Raw genomic sequence first — 20,059 nt, 5'->3', positions numbered from 1 at the left:
ATGAAAGCATTGGGGAAAGATTTCAGACACTTATCTCGTCAAGATAAATTACAGCGTTTAGAAGACAATGGCTGGATTTCACAAGAGAGCCATCAAGAATTGTTAGATATACCGCTGTTATCTGAAGAAGTCGCAGACAGTCTGATTGAAAATGTGATTACACAAGGCGCATTGCCAGTCGGATTATTACCTGACATTGTGGTAGACGGTAAACATTATGCAGTGCCGATGATGGTAGAAGAACCGTCAGTAGTAGCTGCCGCAAGCTATGGTTCTAAACTCGTCAATCAAACTGGCGGCTTCAAAGTAGAATCTAGTGAACGTTTAATGATTGGACAAATTGTCTTTATGGACGTTCAAAACCCTGCACAATTAGCTGACAACTTGATTGAGAAAGAAGCTCAGATTCATCAAGTCGCAGATGCTAGTTATCCGTCGATTTTAAAACGTGGCGGCGGTTATCGTAAAATAGATGTCGATACGTTTGAAAAAGAACAATTGGTTTCATTAAAGGTATACGTGGATACGAAAGATGCGATGGGCGCAAATATGATGAATACCATCTTAGAGGGCATTTCAGGCTTCCTGAAAGGCGAATGGCCAGAAATCAATGTCCTTATGAGTATTTTATCTAATCACGCTACAGCGTCACTTGTACGCGTCTCAGGAGAGATTGATGTTTCAGCGTTGGCACGTGGAGAGATGAGCGGGGAAACAGTTGCGAAACGTTTAGAAGCGGCCTCTGTCTTAGCGTATGTCGATCCTTATCGCGCAGTGACACATAATAAAGGTGTCATGAATGGCATTCATGCAGTCGTTTTAGCTACAGGTAATGATACGCGCAGTGCAGAAGCAAGTGCGCATGCTTATGCATGTAAAGAAGGACAATATCGCAGTATGACTAAGTGGGAGTATTTAGAGGATCAAGGTCGTTTAAGAGGAACGATTGAAATTCCAATGACACTAGCAACAGTTGGCGGCGGTACGAAAGTGGTTCCGATTGCACGTTTAGCACAAGAAATCTTACATGTAGATTCTGCACAAGAATTAGGTGAAGTTGCCGCAGCAGTCGGTCTCGCGCAAAACTTCTCAGCTTGCCGTGCTTTAGTTTCTGAGGGCATTCAAGAAGGACATATGAGTCTTCAATATAAATCGCTTGCGATTGTTGCAGGTGCACAAGGTGCTGAGATTGAACAAGTCGCAGGTGCTTTAAAACAAGCAGAGACTGCGAATATGGCTGAAGCTGAAAAGTTATTAGCCGACTTACGCAGTAAGTAGCATTACATGCATCAATTTAATAGGCAGTAATAAGAGAGAAGCGGGTTCTTATAAAGAATGCGCTTCTTTCTGTTTCATAAAAAAACAGCACCCTTTAGGATGCTGTAAAGATAATTAGTCGATTGTGATATTTGAACCTGCTAAATCTTGCTCATCTTTCTTAGGCAATACAACAGTTAATACTCCATCTTTGTATGATGCTGTAATGTTGTCGCTGTCGATATTGCTGAAAGAGAATTCACGGCTCACACTGTCAGTGCTGCGTTCTCTTTGGATGACGCGACCTTCTTCGTTTTCCGTACGGCTTTCAATAGAACGTTTTGCGCTGATTTTTAGTGTCCCTTCATTATATGAAAGGTTGATGTTCTTTTTATCAAAGCCTGGTAAATCAGCTTCTACAATATATTGATTACCTTTTTCTTTAATATCTGTTTTCACCGTGTTTACTGTTGGGATTTGATCTATAAATTGGCGTCCGAATTCTTTGAAAATGTCAGTGGGTTTACTTTCGAAAGGCATAAAAAATCGCTCCTTTTCATTGTTTAATTAAAGCTCGCTTTCAACATTCATACCCGACTTTTTGCGGATTAATCTTACTGCGTATTCAACGAGTTCTGACATTAATTATACCATGTCCAGGAGCTGAGAGATAATGAGAAGGTTTTAGTATTAAGCTTCTGAAAAGTTATTAACGATGAATTTAGAAAGGATAGATTTAATTGTTTTTGCATCTTCCATTGTAATATCTAAGTCATTAAAAACTTCCATTGCGATATGTGGGATTTCGTGACGTGTTTTGATACCCTCTTCAGTTAAAGAAACGAGGAGATTTCTTTCGTCTGAAGGTTGTCTGAAACGTTTGACGAGGCCCTGTTTTTCTAACTTTTTAATCATAGGTGTTAAAGTGCCGGAATCTAAATAGACACGCTGACCTAATGATTTGATGTTGATTGCTTCATTGTCTTCTAAAGCAAGTAATACAATATATCCAGTATATGTCAGTCCATATTTTTTAAGATATGGTGTGTAGCGTTTAATAATCTCTTTAGACGACACATAGAATAAAAAACATAATTGTTTATCTAAAAAGTTGTCAGGTTCATGCAATTAAATCACTCCTTATTAAAAACAACGATATTATGAACGCAATCACTTGTCAAGAACTATTTTCGCGCCTATAATTTACTGTGTTTAAAGTTAGAAGCATGCAATGTAATGAATGCAGACTTTTTTGGTCAGAAAAAGAAATATAAGTGCTAAAGGAGCAGAATAATAAATGGAAAAACAATTGTTTGATGATGTGCTGCGCGCACGTAAATCAGTTAAGGTTTATGACCCGAATGTGAAGATTTCACATGAAGAAATGGATGAAATGTTAGAGAAGGCAGCACTAGCACCTTCTTCAATTAATATGCAGCCATGGAGAGCTGTCGTGGTAGATAGTGCAGAAGGTAAAGAGAAGATTCGACCTGCAATGCAATTCAACACCAGACAAAATGATACATCTGCCGCAATGGTTATTATTTTTGGTGATTTACGCAACTATGAATATGGTGAACAAATTTATCAAGGTAATGTAGATAAAGGTTATATGCCGCAAGAAACAAAAGAAGACTTGCTTTCTAAGTTTCTACCTTTCTATAAAGGATTAACTTTGCCGCAAATGACTTCTATTGTGAATATCGACTGCAGTTTGTTTGCGATGCAATTTATGTTAGTCGCAAAAGCGCATGGTTATGATACGAATCCGATTGGCGGATTTGATAAAGAAAATATTGCGTCAATCTTAGGCTTAGATCCAGAACGCTACTTACCCGTGATGGTTGTTGCTGTAGGTAAAGCTGATCAAGCTGCACACCATACGTATCGTTTAGATGCAGATGCATTCAGACGTTATTTCTAAATGTAATTATCGACAAATTTGTTACAATGACTTGAAATGTGTGACAAGTAGAAGCGGTTTCATTCATAATTGTATAGATAAGTACATTTTATATCAGGATGCAGTTTAAAGGCTAAAGGAGAAAAGCTATGAGTAAAAGAGTTTTTCATTTGATTTTAATTATTATCGGTTCTTTAATTATCGCAACGGTCTTCTTCTTTGGTTTGAAAACCTACCAAGGTAAGCAAAACTTAAAGTTGGTTGATCAATATATTGCTGAACATCATTTACAAGATGATATCAAATCAGAAAAGAAAAAATTCAATGCGAAAGACGGCGTCTATTATAAAGAAGTGGTCTTTAAAGACGAACCGGAACTGACATATTTAATTCAACCGTTGTCGACTTCAAAGGGATTATTTGCGCAAGCATTTGATACGCAGACGAGAAAGCATATCAAAAAAGCAAAACATAATTTCTTTGATGACAATTATAAGCTTAAATAACCGACCAAGTATGTTAGAATAAATGTGATTAAGACATTAAACACGATGAATAGTGTTTAGTGTCTTATTTGCGTTACACGGAGAGTTGTGTGAATATGAAAACTCTATCACAACTTATCGAAAATTGATTATTATCATCAAAAATGGATATAACACCTTTAGTATCAGCATAGAGAAAAAACATGATAGGAGGGACGGCATGACACACAGAAATCAAAAACGTTGGCCGGGCTTTGTACTCGTGATTATTGGCTCTATCTTCTGGGGCGTTGGCGGTACAGTATCACAATGGTTATTTGAAAATAAACAATTACCGGTTACGTGGTTCGTGGGTGTTCGTTTATTAGTATCCGGAATACTTTTAGTTTTGATGTCATTCTTTTTAGAAGGTAAGAAGACCATCACCATTTGGGCAGATAAAAAAGATACGCTCAAATTATTTATTTACTCACTCATTGGTATGTTAGGTGTGCAATACTGCTTCATGGCGACCATTCATTATGGTAACGCAGCAGTAGCAACGTTGCTCCAATATTTAGGTCCTGTCATTATTATCTTGTATTTAGTCGCCGCAAAAGTCATCCGTTTCAGATGGAAAGAGGGTGTCGCAGTCACTTTAGCATTGAGCGGTACATTCTTACTGTTAACGAATGGTTCGCTTGCGACATTGTCTGTTCCGATGCCTGCAATTATTTGGGGTGTAATGTCTGCCTTTGCGATGGCGTTCTATACGATTTTCCCAGTACAATTGTTGGCTAAATGGGGAACGGTCAATGTTGTGGGCTGGGCGATGTTAATCGCAGGTCTATTCTTAAACTTTTTACATCCGATTTGGAAAGTTGATATGTCAAATTGGGATGTTCAAGTCATTATCTATTTATTTATCTCAGTCATTATTGGTACGATGTTTGCGTTCTGGCTGTTTATTTCCAGCTTGAAATTCTTATTCCCGCAAGAAGCCAGTGTACTAGGTACAATCGAGCCTTTAACAGCGATTTTATTATCCGTTGTTTGGTTAGGTGTATCATTTGGTGCTTGGCAAGTAATGGGTGTCGCATTAATCGTATTAATGGTTATCTTCTTAGCAGTCGTCAAGGACTAGCGGTATAATTAGGATAGAAAGATAATTGCTTCAAAATAAGTTATTTTACACCTGGTTTTAATATAAATGTAAACATTTGGTGTAAAATCATCTTGAAGTTTTAAATTTTTCTATCCTAATTATTTTTTTTCTGATATAATTAAACAATGTCAGAAAAAGGGGAGATGCATCAATGGCTATATTTAAGAGAAAAATAAGTTTACCAGTGCAGGTTATGATCGCGCTTGTTCTTGGTGTTGTTGTAGGACTATTGCTTTATGGACAAAAAGACATCGCGAATTATATTCAACCGCTTGGTGATATATTTTTAAACTTAATTAAAATGATTGTAATTCCAGTCGTTTTCTGTTCGCTTGCCTTATCTATTTCAGGTGTAGGTGAATCTAAAACAGTTGGACGCTATGGACTTAAAACAATCATTTACTTTGAAGTGATTACAACGATCGCAATAGCATTAGGTGTTTTGTTCGCGAATATCTTTAAACCGGGGACGGGACTAGATCCGAACAAATTACCGAAAGGTGATATTACTAAATATGAATCATCAGCACATGCAGCTGAACATTCTACATATGGCAATCATTTTATTGATACCATTGTTAATATCATTCCGACGAACTTTTTCGAAGCATTAGCTAAAGGCGAATTGCTTCCGATTATCTTCTTCGCTGTCTTCTTTGGATTAGGAATCGCAGCTATCGGAGAAAAAGGAGAGCCTGTTAAAGCGTTCTTAAACGGAGTGTTAGAAGCGACATTCTGGATGATCAATAAAATCTTGAAACTCGCGCCTCTAGGCGTCTTCGCATTTATTTGTGTAACAATTATGACATTTGGTGCTTCAGCATTGATTCCACTGTTGAAACTTGTGGCTGTTGTTATTGGCGCAATGGTCTTCTTCGTAGTAGTGGTATTAGGTATTGTAGCGAAATTATGCGGCATCAGTGTATTTGATATTATAAAAGTATTGAAAAGTGAAATTCTATTGGCATTCTCTACTTCAAGTTCAGAAGCAGTATTGCCAGTTATGATGAAAAAAATGGAAAACTTCGGTTCACCAAGAGACGTGACATCATTTGTAATTCCAATCGGCTACACATTCAACTTGGATGGTTCAGCATTGTATCAATCCATCGCCGCATTGTTTGTTGCGCAAATGTATGGCATTCACTTAAGTTTAGGTGAACAACTCGTATTAATCTTTACATTGATGATTACATCAAAAGGTATGGCAGCGGTGCCAGGAACGTCAATCGTTGTACTTTTAACAACATTAGGTTCTATGGGCTTACCAGCAGCTGGTCTTGCATTAATCATCGGTGTGGACCGTATCTTAGATATGGTTCGTACATGCGTTAACGTAGTAGGTAACGCATTATCAACAGTCGTTATTGCGAAATGGGAAAATGTCTTCGACAAACAAAAATCTGAAGACTATTTAAAATCTATTTAAGCAATACACATGTATAGAGAGGTTATTTAAACCTGACTCTAAATTTAAATTTTCTGACATAACAAGAGTAAGATAAATGAAAAACACCGGCGTAAAAACGTCGGTGTTTTTCATTTGCCTAATGATGCATATCGTGAATCTTCATCATTAAACCGTGTGGTATATCGTCATGTTCGACTACTTTTTTCTTACTAAATTCGTCAGTGCCTTCTTTTTTCACAAGCACTACAAAATCGCCTTTTTTAGGCTTAAATTGATCATCTGATTCAATGTTAATATTCTTTTCAATATGATTGTCCTTTTCACTGACCATCTTTTCAACCGTTTGATTATCTTTCATAATACCGTAGTATGTTTCTTTCTTGCCTGAAGATAAAATCATAATCACTAATACGATACATACGATCGTTAAGAGCGCAATCAATGACAGACCTAATGCTTTACCATTCTTTTTCATATAGGAAACTCCTTTCTTTCTCTCTTAATAGATATACCGAAAAATGATAAGAAAAGCAATGAATTATAGATGAACAAAGTTTGTTATAATGTGGATATTGAGTCAAAAAGGAGCGGTAAGCATGCATATTATAGTTTATTGCGGCGCAAGCACTGGGCAAAATCCAGTCTATTTAAAAGCCGCAGAAGCATTAGGAACATGGATGGCACAACACCAATATGGTTTAGTTTATGGTGGCGGTAATGTCGGTTTGATGGGGCATTTAGCGGATACGATTAAACAACATCACGGCCATGTGATTGGTGTGATGCCTAAATTCTTAGAAGAAAAAGAAATCGCACATCAAGGTTTAGATGAACTGCTTATTGTGGATACAATGGCAGAGCGTAAAGCAGCGATGTTAGATAAAGGTGATGCTTGTTTAGCTTTGCCTGGCGGACCAGGAACATTAGAAGAAATAACTGAAATGGTTTCATGGGCAAGAATTGGTCAAAACCCGAATCCATGTATTTTTTGGAATGTGAATGGCTACTATGACAAAATTGAAGCATTTTATGATCAAATGGTTGAAGAAGGATTCTTAAGTCAGGCCGATAGAGATTTAATGCTCTTTACGGATGATTTTAATATATTAGAAAACTTCATAAGAGACTACCAGCCACCACAAGCACGCCAATATAAATAAAATAGACATCATGTATCAAAATAATGATTACTTTGATACATGATGTCTATCATTTTGTGTGAAGTGATTTCAAATTTTACCTTTACGCCATAACAATAAGAAAACAATGGCAATGATAATCATAGAGATACCTAATGTCGCAATCCATGACGTTGGACTGTGATCATTGAGCGGTAAAGGTACGTTCATACCGAAGAAACTAAATACCAATGTCGGCAATGTCAAGAAGACAGTAAAGAGTGTCAATGTCTTCATGATATTGTTCATATCATTTGAAAGTAAAGACTCATAAGAAGTTGTGATACTTTCTAGGATACGCGTATGCAGCTCTGTCGTTTCGATGGCTTGGTTGGTTTCGACATATAAGTCTTCAATTAAGTCTTCGTCTTCTTCAAATCGTTTAATCGGCGGCAATTTGAATAGTTTTTTGAAAACATCTTCATTTCCTTTAAGTGCAGCTAGGAAATAAACCAAACTTTTTTCAACTTCCATCAGATTATAAAGTTGTTTGTTTGTGACGTGTTTTTTTAATTCACGTTCGATACGTAATCTTGATTTATTTAATAAACGCAAATTACGGTTATAATGGTTTGAAATCGTTAATAAGATATTCAACGCAAATTGACTGCGATAATGCAGATTTTGATTTGATTTCGCAAAATGATCTAAGAAATCAACATCATGATCGCAAATCGTAATAATGCGTCTATGACCAATAATAATCCCCAATGGAATAGTCATGAAAGAAATAATTTTATTGTTCGTGTTATTGACGATTGGAAAGTCGATGATAATTAATGAATAATCAGTTTCGTCATCGTATTCAACACGTGCACTTTCATCTGAATCCAAGGGGTCTTTTAAGAAGTCTTCTGGAATATTAAAACGCTCAATTAAAGACTCTACTTCTTCTCTCGAGGGCTCGGTAATATTAATCCATAAAGCTTCCTCTAAGGAAGTGGTATGAATATCTTGATGAACATTATGTTTATAAGCAGTAATCATTCTGAAGCTTCCTTTCTGTGCATAAATCAAACAGGTAAGGTTTAAATTCTATCGTTTACGTTTAAACTATAGAGAACGCAGTGCTTGATTCATTTGGTATGTGCTTAATTATAGTACCATAATTTGATGATTTGTGTAGTCTAAATAAGGAGAGATGCGACCTATGGCAACGACAATCCAATACTTATTGCGTATGATCACAAATGAAATGAAAGTAAAAGCAGACCAATTACTTCATTCATACGGCATTACATTAGAACAAGCGCAAACATTACGCTACATATATGAGAGCGATACAGGTGTCATTCCGCAAAATGATTTAATTCATATTTTTAATCGTAAAGGGCCGACGGTAAGCAGCGCATTAAGAAGTTTAGAAAAGAAAAATTTAATAGAACGTATCAGTGATAAAAATGATACACGAAAAAAGGATGTCAGCTTAACTGCGGTGGCGAAAAAAGATGTTAGAGAAATTATCGATATTTTAGATGAAGTAGAAGCGACCTTATTTCTAGATATTCCTAAAGCAGACCAAGCAGCGCTAAAAGAAATCTTGTTAAAGATGAAAGATAATTTAAGTGCTTTAAATGAAGAAGATGAGGCATTCTAGTTGTGTATAATTCATGAAAAATGGCGCGATGCTTTCTGAATGTATCACGCTCAGTTATAATATAGAGTGATGCGAAAAGGAGGATTATGGTTATGAAAAGAATTTTGTATACATTTTTAACTTATACAATTATAGGTTTACTCGCAGGTGTGTATTACCGTGAATTAACCAAAGCGTTTGAATTTACAGGAAAAACGCAACTTGCGATTGTGCATACTCACGTATTAATGTTAGGTATGTTTATGTTCTTGATTTTATTAGTGTTTGAAAAACTGTTCTCAATCAGTAAATACTATTTATTTAACTGGTTCTACTATGTTTATAATATCGGCTTGATTGTGACAGTCACACTACAAGGCATTAAAGGGACAATGCAAGTGACTGGCGCAAGTATCTCACCAGGAATCGCAGGTATTGCAGGACTTGGGCATATGACGTTATCAGCCGGTTTTATTATCTTGTTCTTCTTATTGAAAAAAGCAATTTTAACACATCCCATTGAAGGACATACAAACCACAATAAAAAACTGTAAAGCTTAATTTTATGAGAGACACAGCGTTGATGTTGTGTCTCTTTATTTATTAAACAAGTTGCTTAAATCATTAAAGTGTACAGAATTTGAAGCACTTTGAGTTAACGTTTATAAAATACAAGACGAAAAAAGGGGATGTCTTCTCAAGATATGAGAGGACATCCCTTTAAATATTCATGCTTATTTATTTAAGTCTGGTGTAGTTGCGGAAGTACGTTCACGTAATTCTGCTTCGATTTCTTCTAAACTGCGTCCTCTAGTTTCTGGTAAATATTTCACCACGAAGATGAGTGCGAAGACACCAATCACTGCGAAGATTAAGAAGACCCCATGTGTTGGTAAGACATCAGTCAACATTGGGAAGAATTGCGCCACTGCTAAACTTCCGATTGAAAGTGTTAATGCGGCGATACCTGTTGCGGCACCACGTGCACGCATTGGGAATAGTTCTGGCAACATCACCCATAAGACAGGACCCCAAGAGAAGCCGAAGAAAATAATAAAGATTGTAAGGCAGACAATGCTGATCCAAGCAGATGATTGAATACCCATCATCCAAATCAATAAGGCCATAATGACTAATGATGAGACCATACCGATATTACCAATGACTAATAATTTCTTACGGTCGACTTTATCAATAATCATAATTGCGACAATCGTCACAAGGACGTTGACCGTACCGATACCGACAGAGCCTAAGATAGAAGCAGAGTCGCCTAAACCTGCTTTGACGAAAATCGTTGGCGCGTAGTAGATAATCGCGTTAATACCAATAATTTGTTGGAATAAGGCAAAGACACAACCGATAATGATGGTTGGACGTAACCATGGTGATTTTAAGACGTTCCATGTACTTTCTGAAATCGCGTTGATTTCTTTCATTTCAGCGATTTCATGGTCAATCTCATTTTTAGGGAACGTTAAAGCCATCACTTTACGTGCCGCATTTTCACCGCGGTGTTCAAGCAGCCATCTTGGACTTTCCGGCATAAAGAAAACACCGATTAATAAGATGACAGAAGGGACTACCGCAAGACCAAGCATCCATCTCCAACCTTCGATACCTGCGAAAGCGTAACCTGTTAAATAAGAGGCAAGAATACCAATCGTAATCATTAATTGGTTCAATGAACTTAATGAACCGCGTGATTCTGTCGGAGCCATTTCTGATAAGTAGACCGGTACAATGGCTGTAGAACCACCGACAGCTAAACCGATAATTAAACGACCGATAATCAGCATAGTCAAGTTAGGTGCAAGTGCTAAAGCTAAGGCACCAATGATGTAAATAATCGCAATGATAAAGACAACACGGCGTCGGCCTAATTTATCTGATGACGGTCCGCTTAAACCTGAACCGACGATGGCACCAATCAGCATGGCTGAAACGACAAAGCCTTGTGTTGCGCCTGTCAGCGGAATTTCATCTGGAATATACAATAAAGCACCTGAAATGATACCCATATCATAGCCATATAGTAATCCGCCTAGTGCACCTATGAAAAAGATGAGGTTTTTGTTAAACGTTTTACTCATAATGCGTCCTCCTGGTTATTTTGATTGTAAATCAAGTATACGCTTTCATAAAATTAAAGTAAATATCAATAAAATACAACTCGTACAATAAAGTAAAAGGAAATTAAATGTAATTTTCATTATAGTAAAAAAAGACAACTCTGAAATAAGAGTTGTCTGTGCTATGATTAGTCGATATTTTCGTCGATTTTCACAACATAACGACCAGTACTTTGATTGTTCAACATGTGATCCATTGCCTCTGGTACATCTTTAAAGTCAATAACATGTTTAATAGAATGAAGTGATTCTGGTTTTAAATCTGTCGCTAATCGGCGCCAAATCTGTCTGCGTAATTTCATCGGCGTTTCTGCTGAATCTACACCTAAAATACTATTACCGCGTAAGATGAAAGGTAATACAGTCGTTTCAAATGCTAGGCCGGCTGTGTTGCCGATTAACGCAATACTGCCTCTATTTTGAAGGCGTTTTACAATATCCCCGACATTTTTGCCTCCAACAGGGTCAATAACTGCTTGCCATTCTCTTTTATCTAGTGGCTTGTCTGTTGTATCTTCAACACGAGGAACCACTTCTTTTGCGCCGATAGATTTCAGGTAATCTGTATTGGCGTCATTGCCAGTACTTGCGATAACTTTGTAGCCGATAGTGCTTAACATCATTACCGCTAAACTGCCGACACCGCCACTTGCGCCGCGCACAAGTACAGGAGAGCCTTCAACAGTTAAACCATTATCTTCTAATTTTTGAATGGCTAACGCTGCGGTGTATCCTGCAGTGCCGTAAATCATAGCTTCTTCTAATGTTAAGTCTTTAGGAAGCGGTACGATCCATTCTTCTTTTACACGTGCGTATTCACTTAGACCCCCATGATGTGATACGCCTAAATCATAACTCGTCGCAATCACGTGATCTCCTTCTTTATAAGCAGAAGAACCTGATTCAACGACTGTACCTGCTAAATCGATACCAGGAATAATCGGATAATTTTTAACGACACCTGCACCTTTTTTAGCTGCTAAAGCATCTTTAAAGTTGATGCTTGAGTAAGCCACTTTAATTAATATATCCCCCTCAACTATTGTATCTATAGGTAATTCTTTTAGTTGCGTATGCACCTGTTTGTCTTTTCTTTCTGCATAATAGGCTTTAAATGTATTAGGCATTTATAACCAACCAACCTTTCCAATAAGTAAACTAAAACGATAGTAACATGAAGTAGGCTGAACAGCCAAACAGGTTGCTGTGACAAATGATAAATGAGCATCATAAAAATATTTTCTTAAAAGAATTTTTACAATTTTGATGTTTATAGAATATAATGAAAGTGTATAGGATAAGGGATAATACATTTAAAAGATTGAAAGCCACTCAAGGAGGAGAACGAAATGAAGAAGTTATTTGCAGGCGTTTTAACGTTATCTTTAGTATTAGCAGCTTGTGGAAATGATGACAACAAGAAAGAAGACGAAAACAAAGACAAAGATCAAACAACACAAGAAAGCAAGTCTAATCAAGACAAAGAAAAGAAACAAGACAAAGAAAGCAACAAAGATAAAGACAGCAATAAAGACAAAGAAAAACAAAATAATGATCAAGCAAATAGTGATGAACAAAGTAATGACAAAGCGCAACAAGATAAATCACAATCAACAACTGCATCGGACAGTGAAAGCAATCAAAATGCATCTTCAGAACAATCAAATAACAATCAACAAGCTTCTCAAACATCAAGTGCCAATAATGCACAAGGCAACAATGCAAACCAACAAGCAACACAACCAACATCTAATCAATCAAATGCTAACCAAGCATCAAACCAAGGTGCCAATCAAACAGGTTATGTAGCACCATACCAAAGTCAAAATGCGGTACCAGCAGCTCAAACGATTGGTCAAGCACAAGTGAATCAATCTACATTAAAAGTATTGCCGAACTTCCCTCAATCTCTACAAACAGCACAAAATGAAGTTAATCAATTAAATGGACAAACAAATCCATATAATGATTTCGGTGTTGAAGATAATGGTAACGGCAGTTATTCATACATTTTCAGTTTCAAAAATCAATCGCAACCAGGCACATATGCATTGGTGAGAGTGAATCAACAAGGTCAACCTGCAATCTTAGATCCAGCTTATCAAGCAGGCCAATAAGTATTTAGCTACTATTAAATACGAAGGTTTTAATCATTGAATGACAATAAGAAAGGCTCAGCACATTTTCGTGTTGAGCCTTTTTTATTTTATATATTAGATTTTACGTTTCTTTTGACGCTTTGGTAAGTGTTGCACAATCAAACTTGCGATGGTTTCAAATGAGTGATTGTCACGATTAATATATTGGCTGTCAATATGCGGAAGCTCTTGTTTAATAAGTGCTTGTGTTAAAGCTTCAGCGTCTCGATAGGTTACTTGATTGAAATCTTCCCATACTGATTGATATAAGCCGCGTTCCGCTTGATAGTGTTCCAAGTTAGGGGTATAAAGCGCAACGGGTTTATCTATTGTCAATGCATCAAAAACAACTGATGAATAGTCGCTTACTAATACATCACAAGCGAGTAACAAATCTTGTGTTTCAATTTGTGCAGTAGGTTGAATCACCGTTTTAGGCAAATGGGTTTCAGCTGCGTTACTTTCGATATGCCCGCGATAAACGACATTATAATGTTCTAATAAAGTATCAGTGATCGGGAAGTGATCATCTGCTTGTGGATCTGTTTTCCAAGTCGGCAAGTAAAGCAATGTCGGTTTATTAGGGTCGAGCTTCAATTGTTGTTTCATGTAGTGAACATAGGGACGTTCTTTCTGCTTTTCTAATAGGAAGCGTACACGTGGATAACCGCAAGCAACGACTTCTGTAAATTGCATTGGAAAAGCTGATTTAAAGAGATTGGCTGCATGTGAGCTATCGCAAATAAAGTAATTCTGATGGAGCCATTTGTTGTATTTACGTGCACGATAATTATAAATTTCTTTGTTTTGATGTGGCTCTAAGCTATCTAAGAATAATTGTTTTAAAGGTGTTCCATGCCACAACTGAATAATCTTACCTTTTGGTTTGATGTGATCAGGAATATAACTTTCAGCAACGACCACTTCTGCATTTTCAATTAGTTCTTGTGCTTCTTCATGTTCAGGTGAAACAAAGTGTGGTCCTGTCGCATCATTCGTAATAAAGAAGGCAGGATATTTAGAGTAATGTTTGGCAAAGTAATTGAATAGATAACGTGAATTACCTCTAAAGCCGTAATCAAAGCCTAAGAAGACAACCGTACCATTTAATTCTGCAGTTTGTTTCTCATAAATATTACTCATACTCTGATGTTTTTCTATACTGCGATTTAGTACAGAACGTGTCACAAAATGCGGCAGCATGAAACGTGTCTTCCATAATAATGTATCTACAAAGCGTTGAGGCTCAGGCAATGCTAAGTCACGGAATTTGAATGGTGGTTTATGGTGATGCAGGTAAGCTAATTTATTGAGATTGAATTGCGTAACGCTATTCAATGATTGTTGTTTGATACTTTGATAAAATCCCTGAGATGTACGTATCGTATGTTTGAAGTCAAAGACAACATGACCGTTTGTTTCAACGGTTTGATTTAATAATAGGCCAACTGCTAAATCAAAAGCTGTTTCATAATGTGCTTCATCGATGATGTCTAATACTTGTTGGATGTTGAAAATAAGATTTGGAAAATGATTAATGTTGTTCATCCATGAATTAAAGTTAATAGTTTTGTTGCCGAAATAACGACAATCATTTTGATAATACTGATCGATGGTGTAATCCACAACAATCGAATTGTGAGTTTCATGTTGTTTCAATACTTCTATTTGATCAGGATAAATATCTATATTTAAATCAGATGGAATAAAGTGCGTATAACCTTTTGTTAAAGCTTCTTCGAGGTTCATGCGCATTTTTTCATTTGATTGATATTCTGTTGTTAATATTTTCATATTATGACCTCAGTTTAATTATATTAAACTATATTTTAACATTTTGACCGCAAACTGTGAATGACAAGACGTATACATCATTTATTTAACTGTACTATTATAATTTTGCTTTTGACTAATACAGATGAGTGATAGTTATATTCGATGTAAGCGTATACATTGGTATGTAAGGGTTTTAAATCGAAAAACAGTTTGAAAAAAACATCAAAAAGTAATTGAACAGCTTAAAAATACGTGTTATATTATATGTGAAAATAATCACAATAAAAAGATTTACCATGACAACAAATTCATTCATGAAAATAAATTAAAGAAAGAAGCGACAGAAATGCTAGTACCATCATTTGATCCATTTCACAATTTACTTATTTCGAGTCTCGTAGCTGGGGTCCCTATTATTTTATTCTTGCTATGTTTGACAATCTTTAAAATGAAAGGTATTTATGCTGCATTAACAACATTAATCGTCACATTAGTTGTTGCAGTATTCATATTTAAACTTCCTGGTATGATGGCCACTGGGGCGGTTATCGAAGGGTTCTTCCAAGGTTGGTTCCCAATTGGTTATATCGTAATTATGGCAGTTTGGCTTTATAAATTATCAACAAAAACAGGCCAATTCAGTATGATTCAAGACAGTATTACGACGGTTTCTCAGGACCAACGTGTACAGTTATTATTAATCGGATTTTGTTTTAACGCGTTCTTAGAAGGGGTTGCAGGTTTCGGTGTACCGATTGCAATTTGTGCGATTTTATTAATTTATCTTGGTTTTAAACCCTTACAAGCAGCGATGTTATGTTTAGTTGCTAACTCTGCGGCAGGTGCATTCGGGGCAATTGGTTTACCTGTTGCGGTTATTGATACTTTGAATTTACACGGCGGTATTACTGCACATGAAGTTTCAGCGTATTCAACATTAACATTAGTATTTATCAACTTCTTTGTACCATTTTTATTAGTCTTTATTATTGATGGTTTTAAAGGTATTAAAGAAACATTACCGTTTATCTTAGTAGTTTCAATTGTTTATACAGGTATTCAAGGTGTTCTCACTTATTTCCAAGGTCCAGAATTGGCAGACGTTATCCCGCCATTAGCAGCAATGGGTGCGTTAGCCTTCATGAGTCAAAAAGTGAAACCTAAAAATATTTTCCGTATCCAAAAAGATGTTGCGCCTCCAGTCGTAAGAAAATTATCAGTTAAAGAAATCATTTATGCTTGGAGCCCATTCGCAATCTTAACTGTATTAATTGTTTGTTGGAGCATGCCGTTTTTTAAAGGATTATTCTTACCAGGCAAACCATTAAGCTTCTTAGCAACAAAACTTACAGTACCGGGAACATTTAGTGAAGTAACTAAGAAAGCAATTGTTTTAAACATGAACATCTTTGGTTATACTGGTACAGCTATTTTATTAACAATTATCATTACAGTATTGATGTCTAAAACAACAAGTTTTAAAGATGCATTCTTATTATTAGGTGAAACATTTAAAGAATTATGGATTTCAGTTGTAACTATCTGCTTCATCTTAGCCGTTTCAAAATTAACAACATATGGCGGATTAAGTGCGGCAATGGGACAAGGTATCTCAAAAGCAGGCGGCATCTTCCCATTACTATCACCAGTATTAGGTTGGATCGGCGTATTTATGACAGGTTCAGTTGTAAACAACAACTCATTGTTCACACCAATTCAAGCTTCAGTAGCAAGTCAAATCGGTGTCAGCGGTGGCTTATTAGTAGCCGCAAATACAGTCGGTGGGGTAGCAGCGAAAATTATTTCTCCACAATCCATTGCGATTGCCACAGCAGCTGTTAAACAAGTCGGTAAAGAATCAGAACTCTTAAAAATGTCATTACGTTATAGTGTTGGTATTTTAATCTTCATCTGTGTATGGACATTAATTCTATCTTTAATTATGTAAGGGTAGCGAAATTATATTTTAAAAAGCAACGAAAGAAATAATTGAATATAAAGAAGCGGAGCCGAATGATATCGGCTCCGTTTCTTTATACTTTATATTACTTTTGGTTTTTTAATTTGATTGCGTATTTTCAATTGATACCAATGCTTTCGCAAAATCTTGATACACACTGTCTGCAGAATACTTTTCAACAGTAGCAAAAGCATTTTCGATAATTTTACCTTGTTCAGAAGGGGGGGCAGACATAACATTTAAAATGTGTTCTGAAAGGGCGGAAATATTTTGGTATTCAGCTAAGAATCCATTACGATTGTTTTGTATTAAAGTTTCAGGTCCTGTATTCCCTTTATAGCTGATTACAATACTGCCTTGATTCATAGCTTCTAAAATAACTAAGCCAAAGCCTTCATTACGTGATGGCACGACAGTAATCATGCTTTCAGCTAAACGCAGTGGCAGATGCATTGTCGCAGGATAGAGCTGAACAATATCTTTTAATTGATGTTGTGTAATAAACTCTTCTAAGTCATGTTTTTGTTGGCCATCGCCATAAATATGTACAGAAAAGTTCATTTCACGTAAACTGTCTTGAATTAATTCCACACTGCGTAATAATAGGTCGAAGCCTTTTTCGTATTCTAATCTGCCAGCCGCAATAATCTGCGGTTTCTTCGGAATTTCAATACGTGGTTCATTCATCATATTCGGAACGACATACACAGGGGTATTGATAATGGATTTAAATGCTTTACGATCTGCTTCTGTTAAGACGGTAATACGATCTAATTTGTCGTAAGCAGATTTGATTTCTTGTTGATAATTTTTTGTGTAAGCACCCCAGTTCATATGTTCCATACCCACCGTTAAGACCGTTTCTGGTGCATAGTCTGCAAGCAGAATATTATAGCTGGCACGTGTGCCGACTAAGACATCTGTTTCAACGTTTTGAATCGCGTGGACGATTTTCTTTTCCACGTGACTTGAGAATTGAGATAAACCCGGTTCATTTTGCGTAATCAACTGTGGTTTGAGGAATGGCGTCCATTTGCGAATACGATTCGTCAAGATATCTATCAAGTTGTTAGGATGAAGATTATAATCGACCAATGCTTTAACTTTTATATCTTGATGTAATTTGAAATAAGGAGCCTTGCTTCCTTTAAAAACTGAGATAATTTCTACATTATGTCCTTTCACTGCCAACACGTTTGCGAGTTGCGTGACGGCCTTGACTGTACCGCCCATAGCATAAATGTTGTGCATTAAAAAAGTGATAGATTTCACGTGATGTCACCCCTCCCATATAGTTCTGTTTAATTATAGCATAGTTCAATCCAAGCCAAAAAAGGTCCGCGCTTTACAACCTATTTTTAATAGATACTTATCAAAAACTACAATTCATTTTAGAGTTTACGTACCTTCCCCCTTTAGTCTTCAACTGTTTATGTATATAATAAAGGAATAGAACGAAATCATTAGCAACAATATCCAGGCATGACTTAGGTGTGTTATTTTTTGAGTGTTTTGTTAAGCGCTTTCTCATTTGAGGGTTGAGAGAAGAGAACGACATGCTTAAGAAGGTGTCATCTTCATTATGAAAAAGGGGGCTGTATTTGTTATGAGTTCACAACATAGCAAAACAGATGTCATCTTAATTGGTGGCGGAATCATGAGTGCAACTTTGGGTACATTATTAAAGAAAGTTGCACCAGAAAAAGAGATTAAAGTATTTGAGAAGTTGGACGCATCTGCACAAGAAAGTTCAAATGCATGGAATAACGCGGGGACAGGGCATTCCGCGCTATGTGAAATGAACTATACGAAAGAAATGCCTGACGGTTCTTTGGATATTTCTAAAGCCTTAAAAATTAATGAACAGTTCCAAGTTTCTAAAGAATTTTGGTCATACTTAGTGAAACATGGCAATTTAACGCAGCCAGAATCATTCATTCACACTGTACCGCATATGAGTTTCTGTATCGGTGTGCGTAATGTTGATTTCTTAAGACGTCGTGTTAAAGCATTGAAAGAAAATGCATTATTCAATGAAATGACAATGACAGAAGATAAGAACCAAATCGAACAATGGCTGCCATTAATCATGGAAGGCAGAAACAACAATATTCCGATTGCTGTCAGCCGTGATGAAACAGGAACAGATGTTAACTTCGGTGCATTAACACAAAAACTATTCGACTTCTTACAACAAAACCAAGTCGATGTTGAATATGAACATCAAGTAACTGATTTAAAACAAAGAAAAGATGGCACTTGGAAAGTTAAAGTCAAAGACTTAAGAACAGAAGAAACAACAACATATATTTCTGACTTCGTGTTTATCGGTGCTGGAGGCGCAAGCTTACCATTACTTCAAAAAACACATCTGCCAGAATCTAAACATATTGGCGGTTTCCCGGTCAGCGGTTTATTCTTAGTTTGTCAAGATCCTGATATTGTAAGTCAACATAATGCGAAAGTCTATGGTAAAGCCAAAGTAGGCGCACCGCCAATGTCAGTACCTCATTTAGATACGCGTTATATCGATGGCAAACAATCATTATTATTCGGACCATTTGCAGGGTTCTCACCTAAGTTCTTAAAAACAGGTTCAAACATGGATTTATTCAAATCTGTGAAACCGAATAACTTATTGACAATGTTATCTGCAGGTGCAAAAGAAATGAAATTAACGCAATATCTGATTTCACAATTAATGTTGTCAGATGATGAGCGTATTGAAGAATTACGTGAATTTATTCCAAATGCGAAGAAAGAAGATTGGGATGTTGTCGTTGCTGGTCAACGTGTTCAAGTGATTAAAGACACTGATAAAGGCGGTAAAGGGACATTACAATTCGGTACAGAAGTGATTTGTTCTGAAGATGGCTCACTTGCCGCATTACTTGGCGCATCACCAGGTGCTTCAACTGCAGTAGACGTGATGTTAGACATCTTACAACGTTGTTATCAACATGAATTCCCAGAATGGGAAGCAAAAATTAAAGAAATGATTCCATCATTCGGCCAAAAACTTGCTGAAAATCCAGAGTTATATAAAGAAGTTAAAGCAGATATGGAACATTACTTGAAACTAAATCAACAAAAATAAAC

General features: G+C 36.4%; 19 protein-coding genes. 11 read left to right on the top strand and 8 right to left on the bottom strand.

Features of this window, described 5'->3' with window-relative positions:
• Positions 1-1,278, top strand: a complete 1,278-nt coding sequence (locus ACFCT9_RS07235) for a hydroxymethylglutaryl-CoA reductase, degradative (RefSeq protein WP_412518162.1) — start codon at positions 1-3, stop codon at positions 1,276-1,278.
• Between the two features lie 114 nt (positions 1,279-1,392).
• Here ACFCT9_RS07235 and ACFCT9_RS07230 read toward each other — a convergent pair whose 3' ends face one another.
• Both ACFCT9_RS07230 and ACFCT9_RS07225 read right to left on the bottom strand, forming a co-directional pair.
• Complete coding sequence (locus ACFCT9_RS07230; RefSeq protein ID WP_412518160.1) at positions 1,393-1,797, bottom strand: Hsp20/alpha crystallin family protein; 405 nt, start codon at positions 1,795-1,797, stop codon at positions 1,393-1,395.
• Positions 1,798-1,947: 150 nt separating this feature from the next.
• The gene (locus ACFCT9_RS07225) at positions 1,948-2,385 is read right to left on the bottom strand and encodes a MarR family winged helix-turn-helix transcriptional regulator (RefSeq protein ID WP_412518158.1); all 438 of its coding nucleotides are present in this window, start codon (positions 2,383-2,385) and stop codon (positions 1,948-1,950) included.
• Between the two features lie 169 nt (positions 2,386-2,554).
• Between ACFCT9_RS07225 and ACFCT9_RS07220 the strand changes: the two genes are divergently transcribed.
• The 4 genes from ACFCT9_RS07220 to ACFCT9_RS07205 all read left to right on the top strand — a co-directional run bounded on the left by ACFCT9_RS07220 (position 2,555) and on the right by ACFCT9_RS07205 (position 6,218).
• On the top strand, positions 2,555-3,181 hold the full coding sequence (locus ACFCT9_RS07220) for a nitroreductase family protein (protein ID WP_412518156.1): 627 nt from the start codon (positions 2,555-2,557) through the stop codon (positions 3,179-3,181).
• Positions 3,182-3,309: 128 nt separating this feature from the next.
• A complete protein-coding gene (locus ACFCT9_RS07215) occupies positions 3,310-3,666 on the top strand; it encodes a DUF3139 domain-containing protein (RefSeq protein ID WP_412518154.1) in 357 nt (118 codons plus the stop codon).
• 199 nt (positions 3,667-3,865) lie between these two features.
• The gene (locus tag ACFCT9_RS07210; RefSeq protein WP_412518152.1) at positions 3,866-4,768 is read left to right on the top strand and encodes an EamA family transporter; all 903 of its coding nucleotides are present in this window, start codon (positions 3,866-3,868) and stop codon (positions 4,766-4,768) included.
• A 172-nt stretch (positions 4,769-4,940) separates the two neighbouring features.
• On the top strand, positions 4,941-6,218 hold the full coding sequence (locus tag ACFCT9_RS07205) for a cation:dicarboxylate symporter family transporter (protein ID WP_412518150.1): 1,278 nt from the start codon (positions 4,941-4,943) through the stop codon (positions 6,216-6,218).
• 118 nt (positions 6,219-6,336) lie between these two features.
• On the opposite strand, the gene ACFCT9_RS07200 is transcribed toward ACFCT9_RS07205, so the two are convergent.
• Positions 6,337-6,675 (bottom strand): DUF4889 domain-containing protein, encoded by a 339-nt coding sequence (locus ACFCT9_RS07200; protein ID WP_412518148.1) that lies wholly within the window; start codon positions 6,673-6,675, stop codon positions 6,337-6,339.
• A 121-nt stretch (positions 6,676-6,796) separates the two neighbouring features.
• Here ACFCT9_RS07200 and ACFCT9_RS07195 point away from each other — a divergent pair, with 121 nt between their 5' ends.
• Positions 6,797-7,360 carry a TIGR00730 family Rossman fold protein gene (locus tag ACFCT9_RS07195; protein ID WP_412518146.1) on the top strand — a complete coding sequence of 188 codons (564 nt, stop codon included), beginning with the start codon at positions 6,797-6,799 and terminating at the stop codon, positions 7,358-7,360.
• Between the two features lie 69 nt (positions 7,361-7,429).
• Here ACFCT9_RS07195 and ACFCT9_RS07190 read toward each other — a convergent pair whose 3' ends face one another.
• Positions 7,430-8,365, bottom strand: coding sequence for a magnesium transporter CorA family protein (locus ACFCT9_RS07190; protein ID WP_412518144.1), 936 nt, complete (start codon positions 8,363-8,365; stop codon positions 7,430-7,432).
• A 163-nt stretch (positions 8,366-8,528) separates the two neighbouring features.
• Between ACFCT9_RS07190 and ACFCT9_RS07185 the strand changes: the two genes are divergently transcribed.
• Both ACFCT9_RS07185 and ACFCT9_RS07180 read left to right on the top strand, forming a co-directional pair.
• Positions 8,529-8,975: a MarR family winged helix-turn-helix transcriptional regulator gene (locus ACFCT9_RS07185; RefSeq protein WP_412518142.1), complete on the top strand. Its 447-nt coding sequence runs from the start codon at positions 8,529-8,531 to the stop codon at positions 8,973-8,975.
• A 92-nt stretch (positions 8,976-9,067) separates the two neighbouring features.
• Positions 9,068-9,508 (top strand): DUF2871 domain-containing protein, encoded by a 441-nt coding sequence (locus ACFCT9_RS07180; RefSeq protein ID WP_412518140.1) that lies wholly within the window; start codon positions 9,068-9,070, stop codon positions 9,506-9,508.
• A 180-nt stretch (positions 9,509-9,688) separates the two neighbouring features.
• On the opposite strand, the gene ACFCT9_RS07175 is transcribed toward ACFCT9_RS07180, so the two are convergent.
• Positions 9,689-11,047, bottom strand: a complete 1,359-nt coding sequence (locus tag ACFCT9_RS07175) for a sugar porter family MFS transporter (protein ID WP_412518139.1) — start codon at positions 11,045-11,047, stop codon at positions 9,689-9,691.
• A 167-nt stretch (positions 11,048-11,214) separates the two neighbouring features.
• Positions 11,215-12,213, bottom strand: a complete 999-nt coding sequence (locus ACFCT9_RS07170; RefSeq protein ID WP_412518137.1) for an acryloyl-CoA reductase — start codon at positions 12,211-12,213, stop codon at positions 11,215-11,217.
• A gap of 222 nt (positions 12,214-12,435) precedes the next feature.
• On the opposite strand from ACFCT9_RS07170, the gene ACFCT9_RS07165 reads away from it, so the two are divergent.
• Positions 12,436-13,203, top strand: coding sequence for a hypothetical protein (locus ACFCT9_RS07165; protein WP_412518135.1), 768 nt, complete (start codon positions 12,436-12,438; stop codon positions 13,201-13,203).
• Positions 13,204-13,299: 96 nt separating this feature from the next.
• Here ACFCT9_RS07165 and ACFCT9_RS07160 read toward each other — a convergent pair whose 3' ends face one another.
• The gene (locus ACFCT9_RS07160; protein ID WP_412518133.1) at positions 13,300-15,018 is read right to left on the bottom strand and encodes a CDP-glycerol glycerophosphotransferase family protein; all 1,719 of its coding nucleotides are present in this window, start codon (positions 15,016-15,018) and stop codon (positions 13,300-13,302) included.
• A 328-nt stretch (positions 15,019-15,346) separates the two neighbouring features.
• On the opposite strand from ACFCT9_RS07160, the gene ACFCT9_RS07155 reads away from it, so the two are divergent.
• Complete coding sequence (locus ACFCT9_RS07155) at positions 15,347-16,948, top strand: L-lactate permease (protein WP_412518132.1); 1,602 nt, start codon at positions 15,347-15,349, stop codon at positions 16,946-16,948.
• A gap of 111 nt (positions 16,949-17,059) precedes the next feature.
• Here ACFCT9_RS07155 and ACFCT9_RS07150 read toward each other — a convergent pair whose 3' ends face one another.
• Complete coding sequence (locus ACFCT9_RS07150) at positions 17,060-18,232, bottom strand: glycosyltransferase family 4 protein (RefSeq protein WP_412518130.1); 1,173 nt, start codon at positions 18,230-18,232, stop codon at positions 17,060-17,062.
• A gap of 334 nt (positions 18,233-18,566) precedes the next feature.
• On the opposite strand from ACFCT9_RS07150, the gene mqo reads away from it, so the two are divergent.
• Complete coding sequence (gene mqo, locus ACFCT9_RS07145; protein ID WP_412518128.1) at positions 18,567-20,057, top strand: malate dehydrogenase (quinone); 1,491 nt, start codon at positions 18,567-18,569, stop codon at positions 20,055-20,057.
• Positions 20,058-20,059 lie beyond the last annotated feature (2 nt).

The sequence above is a fragment of the Staphylococcus simulans genome (genome assembly GCF_047037175.1).
Taxonomy (GTDB): Bacteria; Bacillota; Bacilli; order Staphylococcales; family Staphylococcaceae; genus Staphylococcus; species Staphylococcus simulans_C.
The sequence above is the reverse complement of the archived record's forward strand: the minus strand, read 5'-3'. Positions and strand labels throughout refer to the sequence as shown.